At 67.6% G+C, this 11673-nt stretch carries 11 protein-coding genes; 8 read left to right on the forward strand and 3 right to left on the reverse strand.

Annotated features, from left to right (window positions below; genetic code table 11):
* Positions 1-181: 181 nt before the first annotated feature.
* Positions 182-523, forward strand: coding sequence for a GIY-YIG nuclease family protein (locus ACP7AZ_RS10845; RefSeq protein WP_426038669.1), 342 nt, complete (start codon positions 182-184; stop codon positions 521-523).
* A gap of 245 nt (positions 524-768) precedes the next feature.
* Here the strand turns inward: ACP7AZ_RS10845 and ACP7AZ_RS10850 are convergent, their stop codons facing one another.
* A complete protein-coding gene (locus tag ACP7AZ_RS10850) occupies positions 769-999 on the reverse strand; it encodes a hypothetical protein (RefSeq protein WP_426038670.1) in 231 nt (76 codons plus the stop codon).
* Between the two features lie 259 nt (positions 1000-1258).
* Between ACP7AZ_RS10850 and ACP7AZ_RS10855 the strand changes: the two genes are divergently transcribed.
* Positions 1259-1687 carry a DUF2141 domain-containing protein gene (locus ACP7AZ_RS10855; RefSeq protein ID WP_426038671.1) on the forward strand — a complete coding sequence of 143 codons (429 nt, stop codon included), beginning with the start codon at positions 1259-1261 and terminating at the stop codon, positions 1685-1687.
* Between the two features lie 12 nt (positions 1688-1699).
* Positions 1700-3166 (forward strand): carotenoid oxygenase family protein, encoded by a 1467-nt coding sequence (locus ACP7AZ_RS10860; RefSeq protein ID WP_426038672.1) that lies wholly within the window; start codon positions 1700-1702, stop codon positions 3164-3166.
* 37 nt (positions 3167-3203) lie between these two features.
* Here the strand turns inward: ACP7AZ_RS10860 and ACP7AZ_RS10865 are convergent, their stop codons facing one another.
* Positions 3204-3983: a LytTR family DNA-binding domain-containing protein gene (locus ACP7AZ_RS10865; RefSeq protein ID WP_426038673.1), complete on the reverse strand. Its 780-nt coding sequence runs from the start codon at positions 3981-3983 to the stop codon at positions 3204-3206.
* Positions 3984-4049: 66 nt separating this feature from the next.
* On the opposite strand from ACP7AZ_RS10865, the gene ACP7AZ_RS10870 reads away from it, so the two are divergent.
* A complete protein-coding gene (locus ACP7AZ_RS10870) occupies positions 4050-4475 on the forward strand; it encodes a DUF2141 domain-containing protein (protein ID WP_426038674.1) in 426 nt (141 codons plus the stop codon).
* Positions 4476-4515: 40 nt separating this feature from the next.
* Here ACP7AZ_RS10870 and ACP7AZ_RS10875 read toward each other — a convergent pair whose 3' ends face one another.
* The gene (locus ACP7AZ_RS10875; protein ID WP_426038675.1) at positions 4516-5232 is read right to left on the reverse strand and encodes a TetR/AcrR family transcriptional regulator; all 717 of its coding nucleotides are present in this window, start codon (positions 5230-5232) and stop codon (positions 4516-4518) included.
* Between the two features lie 180 nt (positions 5233-5412).
* Between ACP7AZ_RS10875 and ACP7AZ_RS10880 the strand changes: the two genes are divergently transcribed.
* The 4 genes from ACP7AZ_RS10880 (at position 5413) to sucD (ending at position 11642) form a co-directional block, all read left to right on the forward strand.
* Positions 5413-7620, forward strand: coding sequence for a TonB-dependent receptor (locus ACP7AZ_RS10880; protein WP_426038676.1), 2208 nt, complete (start codon positions 5413-5415; stop codon positions 7618-7620).
* Between the two features lie 117 nt (positions 7621-7737).
* On the forward strand, positions 7738-9246 hold the full coding sequence (locus tag ACP7AZ_RS10885) for a spinster family MFS transporter (RefSeq protein ID WP_426038677.1): 1509 nt from the start codon (positions 7738-7740) through the stop codon (positions 9244-9246).
* 249 nt (positions 9247-9495) lie between these two features.
* Entirely contained in the window at positions 9496-10686 is a 1191-nt protein-coding gene (gene sucC, locus ACP7AZ_RS10890) for an ADP-forming succinate--CoA ligase subunit beta (RefSeq protein WP_426038678.1), read from the forward strand.
* A 53-nt stretch (positions 10687-10739) separates the two neighbouring features.
* Complete coding sequence (gene sucD / locus ACP7AZ_RS10895) at positions 10740-11642, forward strand: succinate--CoA ligase subunit alpha (protein WP_426038679.1); 903 nt, start codon at positions 10740-10742, stop codon at positions 11640-11642.
* Positions 11643-11673: the final 31 nt, after the last annotated feature.

Below are 11673 nucleotides of genomic sequence, written 5' to 3' on the forward strand. Positions count from 1 at the left end.
GGCGCGCGGGAGCGCGAACCTGTCGCGGACACCCTGCTTCCGACATCGTGCCTGAACAGGTCGCCTTCGGCGCCGCTGCGTCCCCCGGTCTTCGCTTCGCTACGCCGGAGGATGACGAAAGGGGAGGGAGGAAGCGGGGGCAGAGGATGACGAAAGGAAGGGGTGCGCATAGGTTGTGCGAATGGGGACCCATCGCACCTTTATCGCGACCTACATCATGGCCAGCGGACGGAACGGCTGGGTCTATGTCGGGATGTCGTCGAACCTCCACGCGCGGGTGTGGAAGCACAAGAACGGGACCTACGATGGCTACACGGCCGAGCACGGCTGCGACCAACTGGTCTGGTACGAACAGCACCAGTGGGTGACCGAGGCGATCCGGCGCGAGAAGCGGCTGAAGAAATGGCTGCGCGACTGGAAACTGAAACTGATCGAGACGGCGAACCCGAACTGGCTGGACCTCGCGGCCGACTGGTATCCGGTGAACGATCCGAACTGGGTCCCGCCGACGGAAGACGACTGATACCCATCAACGGACGCTCGGACTCCGCCCGTGATTTCAACGGCCGGCCCTGACGAGGGGCTTTTTACGCGACGCCCCTCGCAGCGGGTTTATCCTGCACAAGGTTCCGAACCCGGCCGAACGCTTCGGACGGTGTTTTGCCGTCCGGCCAGACTCCATGGACGCTCCACACTCCCTTTGCGGAGTCTGGCTCACCCACACCCCGCCTCACCGACGACGGCAGTGACGACGCCGGCGAAGACGCCCTAGTTCCGGGTCAACCGGCTGGCCCCGCCCCGGATTTCGCAGGCGTAGTCGGTCTGGGGCCGGCCCGTCTGGGCGCCCGAGATGGGGCTGAGGATACCGCCCCGCTCGCGGCAGTCGGCGGTCAGCTGGTCCAGCTCCTGTCCATAGGTCGGACGGGAGCTCGAGGTCATGGCGCAGGCGCTCAGGGAGGCGGCCAGCAGCAGTGATGAAAGGAGGATACGCGCGGTCATCGGCAAGTCTCCGGTGGAGGATCAGCCCCGGACCGCATAGTGCGCCCGAACGGCTCCGCTGGCCACCGGTCCATTGACGCAGGGAGGCGCGCAGAGGTGTTCGTTCGCGCTTCGCCAGCGGTCACAGGCCGCCGTTCACGAAGCCGGACCGTCCGTCGCCGCAAGTCCGCTGGCGGCCGGGGCGGAGCGGGGCGATCGTCGGGGCATCGAGATCCCCACGAGGCCTCACCTGACGCCTCTCCTCACAAGGACCGCCAAGATGATCCGCACCGCCGCCTTCGCCCCCTTCCTGCTCGCCACGACCCTCCTGACCGCCGCCCCCGCCCTGGCTTCCGACCCGGCCAGCCTCGCCCTGACCTTCGACACCGGAGCGAACACCGGGGCCGTGATGGTCGCCCTCTATGACGAGACCAGCTACGCCGGGGGACAGCCAGTCCGCGCCGCCCGCATCGACGTCGCCGGCGGCGAGCACAGCGTCACCTTCGAAGGTCTCCCGGCCGGCGACTACGGGGTGAAAGCCTTCCACGACCTGAACGGCAACGGCCAGATGGACACCAACCCCTTCGGCATGCCGGTCGAGCCCTACGCCTTCTCGAACAACGCGGTCGGCAACATGGGCCCCGCCAGCTGGGATCGCGCGAAGTTCAGCGTCTCGGGCGCCGCCAGCCAGACCATTTCGATCCGCTAGGGAACAGCAGACATGACTCCCTCCCGCCGTCATTTCCTGATGGGCGCCGCGGCCCTGTCCGCCGCCGTCGCCACCCCCGAGAGGGTCCGTGCCGCGATCGCCCAGGAGGTCGCCGCTCCCTGGGCCCTGGCCACCGCCGATCTCGAAGGCGACATCGCGCCGCGCCCCATGCGACTGGTCCACGGCCGGGCGCCGGCGGGGCTGGAGGGGACCCTGTTCCGCAACGGTCCGGGCAAGTTCCGCCGGCCCGGCGGCAGCGCCACCCACTGGTTCGACGGGGACGGGCTGATGCGATCGTTCACGGTGAACGACGGCGCGGTGACCCTGGCGGCCCGCTTCGCCGACACGCCCAAGCGCCGCACGGAGACCGAACTCGACGCCGTCGTCACTCCCGGCTTCGGCACGGCCGGCGACGCCCGCGCCCGGGTCGGCTCGGCCGACGATGCCAGCGCGGCCAACACCGCCGTCATGGTCACGGGCGACAAGGTCTGGGCCCTGTGGGAAGGCGGTTCGCCGCTGGAGATGGACGCCGCGACCCTCGCGACGGAACAGTTCGTCACCCTGCGCGACGACCTGAAGGGCATGCCGTTCCAGGCCCACCCCCGCTTCGCCCCCGACGGCACAGTGTGGAACGTCGGCATGAGCGGCGACCAGGCCATTGTCTGGCATCTGAACCGCGACGGCTCGCTGATCGACGCCGGGGTCCTGAGGCTGCCGCGCGCCAGCTATCTGCACGACTTCACCGCGACGGAGCGGCATCTGATCTTCGTGCTCCAGCCCTGGGTCTTCGATCACCGCGGCATGCCCTATGCGACCCAGTTCGCCTGGAAACCCGAGCTGGGGACCCAGGTGCTGGTCGTCGACAAGGCCGACCTGACCTCGACCCGGATCTTTGAACTGCCGACCTTCAGCTTCTTCCACCTCGGCGACGGCTGGGAAGAGGCCGACGGCACGATCCGCTTCGACGTCGCGGCCGGCAGGGATGTGGCCTTCGCCATCGCCGGGGCTCGGGTTCTGGTCGAACAGCGCGGCACGGTCCCCGGCGAACATGCCGTGCTGAAACTGGTCACCCTGCACACCAACGGCCGCGCCGAACTGGCCTCCAGCGGCGTTACGGCCGAGTTTCCCAAGGCCGATCCGCGTCGCGCCGGCCTCGCCCGTCGCCTGACCGCCCACGTCGCCGGTGAACGCCCGGACCGGCCGCTCCCGACCGGTCTGGCCACATGGGACTGGGACGCGGGCCGATCCGACCGCTTCCTGTTCGGCGACGACCAGATCATGGAGGAGGCGGTCTTCGTCCCGAAGCCGGGCGCCTCGGCCGAGCGCGACGCCTGGCTGATCGCCCCGTCGATCAACCTGGCCGAGGGCGTCACCGAGTTGCACGCGTTCGACGCCGCCCGGGTGTCCGACGGGCCGGTCGCGACATGGCGGGCCGACGTGGCCCTGCCGGCCGGATTTCACGGGTCGTGGAGGGGGTAGCCGGCGCAAGTCGCGCGACCGCGCGGTCGCCGGGGGATCAGTACCAGCCGGCCTCGCGCAGGGCCCGGGCGTAGCGGCGGCTCACCGGCGCGGTGACGCCGCCTTCGAGGGTCAGGGTCGCGCGACCGTCCCCCCGGGCCACGTCGCGGACCGCGTCCTTCGCCACCCACCAGCTGCGATGGGTCTGGGAGCCTTCGAGGCCTTCCAGCTCCTCCAGGGCGTCCGACAGCCGCATCAGGATCAGGTCCGATCCCCGGTCGGTATGGATGCGGAGATAATGATCCTCCGCCTGCACCGCCCGGATCGCCGCGCCGCGCAATTTGACCGGCAGGCGGTCGGGGAAGCGGGCGGGGGCGGCTCCGACCGGGGCCGCATGGGTCTGGACCGGCTGCGCCCTGGACACGAAGACGTTGATGGCGCTCAGGACGCTGGTAATGGTCAGCACCGGGCCGACCATCAGCGGCAGGGTCGCCAGCGGATAGACGTCTCCGTCGAACACCAGGCCGGTGACGAACCAGACCAGGACCGAGACCGGGCCGGTGATCGCCCCGGTCAGGGCCGCCACCGCGAGCCACGGCCGCTCGTCCATGTCGATCCAGCGATCGATCAGCAACGAGCAGACCTGCCCCCACATCGCCCCCGCCAGCATCACCGGCATCCAGTAGACGAGCCTCACCCAGAGGGGCGAATTGATGGTGTGGAACGCCCCGGTCAGCGCCAGAACGGCCCCGGCCGCCGCGGCGATGGCCAGGCTCCGCGCCAGTCCGACCATGATGGTGCGCGCCGGTGAGCGAACAGAGGCGACGGTGGCGGTCATGGCTGGACGAACCTCTCCGGCGCGTGTCTCGTGGCTGGGCTATCCCATCCACGAAAAGGCGTTTCGATGAAGTTGGCAATCTTGGCCGGCGTTTTGGCGACGTTTCTCGCCGGTTTGGCGTCGACCGCAACCGCCGCTGACCTGACCCTGGACCTGTCCACGCGAGGCTCTGGCGGGCGGATTGCAGTGGCTGTCTATCGCGACGCCGAGGCTTTCCGGCGTGGCGAGGGACCGGTCGCCAGCCGAATGGTCGACCGCACCGGCGCCGTGACCTCCGTCGTCATCACCGGCCTGCCGCCCGGACGCTATGCGGTGGCGGCCTTCCACGACACGGACGGAAACGGCGACCTGACCCTGTGGCCGATCGGTCTGCCGAGGGAGGCCTATGGCTTCTCCCGCAACGCGCGCGGTCGCTTCGGCCCGCCGAACTTCTCCGCCGCCGCCTTCGACCTCCCGGCGGCCGGAGCCCGGCAGGCGTTCGCGCTGCGCTAGGCTCAGACCGTCAGAGACCGCGTCGCGAGAGCGATAGCCCCTAGGGAGATGGAGGGCACACCGCGCGGAAGCCCGCCGAGGCGAACCGCACCATGTAGTCGCACGCCGTCTCCAGATCGCCCGACCGGCACAGGCCGCTCGACAGCCGGTCCAGCCGCCCCGTCTCGCCCAGCGTCAGGGTCAGGGCGCCCGACAGGTTATGCCAGGCCCAGTACAGGTCGACATCGCGGGCCTGCGGCAGGATCAGCTTGATCAGCTCGATCAACCGCCGGATGGCCGGGTCATAGTATCGGGCCATGGTCTCGCCGCCGAAGGTGGGGTTGGCGTTGGTCTGCGCGACCAGGGCGGAATAGTGTTTCCATCCGGGTCCGCCCTTCAGCGACCACTGGAACGGCGGCTCCAGGAAAGCGCGCAGCAACCCTTCCAGCGTCATCGTCCCGACATTCGCCAGGGCATAGCGGTTGATCGCCTCGACCCGCTCATTGTTCCAGACCTCGGCGCGCCTCAGGAAGACGGCGTCGAAGAGGCCGCGCTTGGCCCCGAAGTAATAGTGGACCAAAGCCGTATCGACCCCGGCCTCACGCGCCACCTCGCGGATCGTGACGCCATAGAATCCATGTTTTGAAAACAGGTCTTCAGCCGCGTCCAGGATGGACTCCCGGGTGTCGCCGCCGACGCCCTCGGCCTTGACCTTTGGCGGGCGGCCGCGACGGGTGGGGGCGACGGGAACCGGGGCCGTGACGTCCAGCTTACTCATGAAGCCAAGCTAGTCACGAAAACCCCCTTCGGTGCAACGGCGCCACAGACGAGCCTCGACGTGACGCCTGGCAAGCTCTGCCGTTTGACACCGGGGCCAAAGGTCGTCAGTTTCCCGGTAAATCATCGAACGCTGAATAAAAGCGTCTCGGCTGGAAACATCATTGGAAAAGGGTTTCGCATGAACAGAGTCATGAAGAGCGTGCTGCTGGCCGGGGCCGCGTGGAGCGCCGCGTCATCGATGGCGATGGCGCAGGACGCCGCGCCGCAAAACGACCAGACCGCGCTGGACGACGTCGTCGTCACGGCCCGTCGCCGCGACGAACAGCTGAAGGACGTTCCGGTCGCCGTTTCGGCCCTGTCGGCCGAACAGCTTGAGCGCACCGGCGCCGCCGACATCACGGCCCTGCAGCAGCAGACCCCGAACGCCACGGTCCAGATCGCCCGCGGCTCCAACTCGACCCTGATCAGCTTCATCCGCGGCGTCGGCCAGCAGGATCCGCTGTGGGGCTTCGAGCCCGGCGTGGGTCTTTATATCGACGACGTCTATGTCGCCCGCCCACAAGGCGCCGTGCTCGACATCTTCGACGTGAACCGCATCGAGGTCCTGCGCGGTCCGCAAGGCACCCTCTACGGCCGCAACACCATCGGCGGCGCGATCAAATATGTGACCAAGCGTCTCGGCGACGAGTTCGCGTTCATGGGTCGTGGCACCGTCGGCAGCTATAACCAGCGCGACGCCCTGGTGTCGGCCACCATCCCGCTGGGCGAGACCTTTGCCGTCGGCGGCGCCTTCGCCAAATACGACCGTGACGGCTTCGGCACGAACCTGTTCACCGGCGAAGAACAGTATGACAAGGATGTCACCGCCTATCGCGCCAGCGCCGAGTGGACCCCCACCGACCAGTTGTTCGTGCGCTTCGCCTGGGATCGCGTCGAGGACAACTCGGCCCCCCGTCACGGCCACCGCGAAGTGAATTCGACTACTGGCGGCTACACGCCCCCGGCCAACATCTATGACACCAACGCCGGCGTTCAGGGCAACCAGGAAGTCCAGACCCAGGGCACAGCCGTCACGGTCGAATATACTGTCAACGACACCCTGACGCTGAAGTCGATCTCGGCCTGGCGCAGCGGCGACACCGCCACCGTCATCGACTTCGACCAGACGCCCCTGCCGTTCCTGGACGTTCCGGCCGTCTACGCCGACGAACAGTTCACCCAGGAGTTCCAGGCCCTGATGCAGGGTGACAACTGGTCGGGAGTCGCCGGCCTGTTCTACCTGGACGGCAAATCCTCGGGCGTGTTCGACACCATCGCCGGCAACCTCGGCCTCGCGATCGCCGCCGCCGGCTACGTCAACACGGAGTCGTTCTCGGCCTACGCCGACTTCAGCTACGACTTCTCGGATCGCCTGCACGCCTCGCTCGGCGGCCGCTACACCCAGGACAAGAAGGACGCCGGCGTTCAGCGCTTCTTCTACCTCGGCGCCGCCCGCACGCCGCTGACCGGCGGCGCGGCCCGTCCGATCTTCGCGACCCGGACCAACTATACGGCTGACGACACCTTCGAGAAGTTCACGCCCCGCGCCAGCATTTCGTATGATCTGACCGAGGAAATGACCGGCTATGCCTCGATCAGCCAGGGCTTCAAGTCCGGCGGCTGGGACATGCGCGGCGACGCGGCCCTGGTGCCCTCGACCGTCAACGGCTATCAGCCCGAGACCGTCACCACCTATGAGCTCGGCCTGAAGGGCACGGCGTTTGATCGCCGCATGTCGTTCGCCTCGGCGGCCTTCTACTCGGACTTCCAGGACCAGCAGATCACGACCCAGCAGGTGGCGACGCTTCCCGCCGTCGGCATCGCCTCGGTCGTCGACAACGCCGGCGCCTCGACCATCTACGGCTTCGAGTTCGAGGGTCGCGCCTTCATCACCGACAGCATCACGTCCAACGTGTCGGTCGGCTATCTGAAGAATGAGTTCGATCGGTTCATCACCCGGGTGACGGGCGTGCCGGTCGACATCTCCAACCTGCGTGAGCCACAGAACTCACCGGAATGGTCGGCCTTCTGGGGCGTGACCTGGACGGGCGATGTGGCCGGCGGCGAGCTGAACATCACCCCGTCGATCTCCTACCGCTCGGACTACCACCTGTTCGACGCGCCGGATCCGATCCTCGACCAGGCCGCCTACACCCTGGTTGACCTGGCCGCGATCTGGACCGCTCCGAACGGCCACTATCAGGTCGCCCTGACCGGCCGGAACCTGACGGACGAGGAATACAAGGTCGGCGGCTACAACTTCGCCGGCGCCACCTTCAACAACTCGATTTCGGCCTTCTACGGCCCGCCGCGCACCTTCTCTGCGTCGGTCACCGTCCGGTATTGATCGCCGAATGACGAAACTGGGGCGGCGGTTCGACAGAGCCGCCGCCCTTTTTCTTTTGCAGCCTGCGCAGCCACGGCTACGGTTCGCGCAAGGAACGAGAGTCCACAGGAAACCCAGATGACGGATACGGTCGCAGCAGTCCCGGCGAAGCCCGGCTATCGCTACTACGTGCTGGCGGTCCTGATTCTGGTCTACATGCTGAACTTCCTGGACCGGCAGATCATCGGCATCCTGGCCGCCCCGCTGAAGGCCGAGTTCGGCCTGTCGGACAGCCAGTTCGGCCTGCTGGGCGGCATCGCCTTCGCCTCGGTCTATTCGACCCTCGCCATTCCGCTGGCGGCGCTCGCGGACCGGGCCAGCCGGGTATGGATCATGACCGGCGCCCTGGCCGTCTGGTCCAGCTTCACCGCCCTGTGCGGCGTCGCCGGGTCGTTCAGCCAGCTCTTCCTGTTCCGCATGGGCGTCGGCGTCGGCGAGGCGGGCGGCGTGGCCCCGGCCTATTCCCTGATTTCCGACTATTTCCCCCCGAACCAGCGGGCGCGCGCCCTGGCCGGCTTCGCCTTCGGGATTCCGCTCGGCACGGCCGCCGGCACCCTGGTCGGAGGCCTGCTGGCCGCGAGCTACGGCTGGCGCACCGCCTTTATCGCGGTGGGCCTTCTGGGCCTCCTGATCGCCCCCCTGCTGCGCCTGACCGTGAAGGACCCGGTCCGTGGCGGCACGGACGCCGCCCGCCCGCCGCAGACCGTCGCCGAGGCTGCGGCCCCGCCCGTGGTCGTGTCCGACAAGGTCGGCCGCACAGCTTCCCTGATCCTGCTGGGCCTCGGCGCCGGCTGTCTGATCCTGGCCGCGCTCAACCAGTTCGCCGGTGTCGCCGTCGGCAACGCCCTGGTCCTCGCCTTCGGCGGACTGCTGGCCATGGTGATCGGCGTGTCCTTCTGGATCGCCAAGAAGACCGCCTCTATCGTCCTGCCCAAGCGCAGCTTCTGGCTGCTTGCTCTCGGCGCCGCCTCGTCCTCGGTCTGCGGCTACGGCGTCGCGGGCTGGCTGCCGCTCTTCTTCATGCGCAGCTTCGGCCTGACCCTGGCCCAGACCAGTTGGTACTATGCCGGCATCGCCCTGATCGGCGGCATGCTCGGCATCTGGCTGGGCGGTTCCATCGCCGACAAGCTGGCGAAACGCGGCAAGGGCGCCTACCCGCTGACCCCCGCCATCGCCTTCATCATCTCGGCGCCCTGTTTCATCGCGGCGATGAACTCGCCCTGGCTGATCGGCCTCGTCCTGCCTGGCGGCGGGTCGAACGCCCAGCAGCTGATCCTGGCCTTCCTGATCTTCCTGATCCCCACCGGGCTGAACCTGGCCTGGCTGGGCCCGATCACGGCGGCGATCCAGCATATCGCCCCCGCGCCGATGCGATCCACCGCCTCGGCCATCTTCCTGCTGTTCAACAACCTGCTCGGGATCGCGGTCGGCTTCTATTATTTCGGCTGGATGAGCGACCTGCTGGCGCCGCGGTTCGGCGAGGAGAGCCTGCGCTGGGCCATCTACACCGGCATGGGATTCTATCTGATGGCGGCCGTTCTGCTGTTCGGCGCCTCGCGGACCCTGAAGCGCGATTGGGTCGACTAGTTCGCCGGTGATTTCGGCCAGTCATTCCCTGCCAATTCCGGTGAATTCGACCATGCATCGACTGCAGTTTTCGGCGAATTCGGCTACGGCCAACGTCGCCAAAGGAGCGAAAACCGCAGTCTGAAACCGCAGGGACCGCCATCCCACCAGCCGGTCGGGGCCGGTCTCTGTCCGAGACGGTTGCGCCTGCGAAGGCGGCCCGCCTATAAGCGCGGCCAACTTCTCCCCAGCGATCGCGGCGGTCTCCCCATGAACATTCACGAATATCAGGGCAAGCAGGTCCTGAAGGGCTTTGGCGCGCCGGTCGCCGAGGGCGTCGCCATCACCTCGGTCGACGAAGCCGAGGCTGCGGCGCGCTCGCTGCCGGGCCCGTTGTATGTCGTGAAGTCCCAGATCCACGCCGGCGGCCGCGGCAAGGGCAAGTTCAAGGAACTGGGGCCGGACGCCAAGGGCGGCGTGCGCCTGTCGCGCTCGATCGAAGAGGTCGTGGCCAATGCGAAGGAAATGCTCGGCAACACCCTGGTGACCGCCCAGACCGGCGACGCCGGCAAACAGGTCAACCGCCTCTATATCGAGGACGGGGCTGACATCGACCGTGAACTCTACTGCTCGCTCCTGGTCGACCGTGAAGTCGGCCGCGTCGCCTTCGTCGTTTCGACCGAGGGCGGCATGGACATCGAGGCCGTCGCTCACGACACGCCCGAGAAGATCCAGACCATCGCCATCGACCCGGCCACGGGCGTCACCGACGCCGACGTCGCCAGGATCAACGCCGCCTTCAAGCTGGACGGCGCGGCGGCCGAGGACGGCAAGAGCCTGTTCCCGATCCTGTACAAGGCCTTCATCGAGACCGACATGGCGATGCTGGAGGTCAATCCCCTGATCGTCATGACCGACGGCCATCTGCGCGTGCTGGACGCCAAGGTCAGCTTCGACGGCAACGCCCTGTTCCGCCACGACGACATCAAGCTGCTGCGCGACGAGACCGAGGAAGACGCCAAGGAGATCGAGGCGTCCGAGTGGGACCTCGCCTATGTCGCGCTGGACGGCAACATCGGCTGCATGGTCAACGGCGCCGGCCTGGCCATGGCGACGATGGACATCATCAAGCTGTACGGCAAAGAGCCGGCCAACTTCTGCGACGTCGGCGGCGGCGCCGGCAAGGAGAAGGTCGCGGCTGCCTTCAAGATCATCACCGCCGACCCGGCCGTCCAGGGCATTCTGGTCAACATCTTCGGCGGCATCATGAAGTGCGACGTCATCGCCGAGGGCGTGGTCGCAGCCGTGAAGGAAGTGGGCCTGAAGGTGCCGCTGGTCGTCCGTCTGGAAGGCACGAATGCCGAACTGGGCAAGAAGATTCTGAACGAGAGCGGCTTGGCGATCACGGCCGCCGACGACCTCGACGACGCCGCCCAGAAGATCGTCGCGGCGGTCGGCTGAGGCTGACGCCTCGCCACCGACCGTCCCGCTGACCGAATAGCCAGAGCAGACCCATGTCCATCCTCGTCGACAAGAACACCAAGATCATCGTCCAGGGCCTGACCGGCAAGACGGGCGGATTCCACACCGAACAGGCCCTGGCCTACCACGGCACCCAGATGGTCGGCGGCGTGCATCCGACCAAGGGCGGCCAGACCTGGACCGGGTCGCACGGCGAGACTCTGCCGATCTACGCCTCGGTCGCCGAAGCCAAGGAGGCCACGGGCGCCGACGCCTCGGTGATCTACGTCCCTCCGGCGGGCGCAGCGGCCGCCATCATAGAGGCCATCGACGCCGAGATCCCCTTCATCACCTGCATCACCGAGGGCATCCCGGTGCTGGATATGGTCAAGGTCAAGCGTCACCTCGAGGGTTCGAAGTCGCGCCTGCTGGGCCCCAACTGCCCGGGCGTCCTGACCCCGGACGAGTGCAAGATCGGCATCATGCCGGGCTCCATATTCAAGAAGGGATCGGTCGGCATCGTGTCGCGTTCGGGCACCCTGACCTATGAGGCCGTGTTCCAGACGACCAACGAAGGCCTGGGTCAGACGACGGCCGTCGGCATCGGCGGCGACCCGGTCAAGGGCACCGAATTCATCGACGTGCTGGAGCTGTTCCTGGCCGATCCGGAAACCACCTCGATCATCATGATCGGCGAGATCGGCGGCGGCGCCGAGGAAGACGCCGCCCAGTTCCTGATCGACGAGGCGAAGAAGGGCCGGTCCAAGCCGATGGCCGGCTTCATCGCCGGTCGTACCGCACCCAAGGGCCGCACCATGGGCCACGCCGGCGCCGTCGTCTCGGGCGGCAAGGGCGATGCGGAATCCAAGATCGCCGCCATGGAGGCCGCCGGCATCCGCATGTCGGAATCGCCGGCGCGGCTGGGCAAGACGCTGGTGGAAGTGCTCAAGGGTTAATCTTTCTCTCCGTGCACCCTGGCGAAGGCCG

This window comes from Brevundimonas sp. DC300-4 (assembly GCF_049897365.1).
In the GTDB taxonomy this organism is placed as follows: Bacteria; Pseudomonadota; Alphaproteobacteria; order Caulobacterales; family Caulobacteraceae; genus Brevundimonas.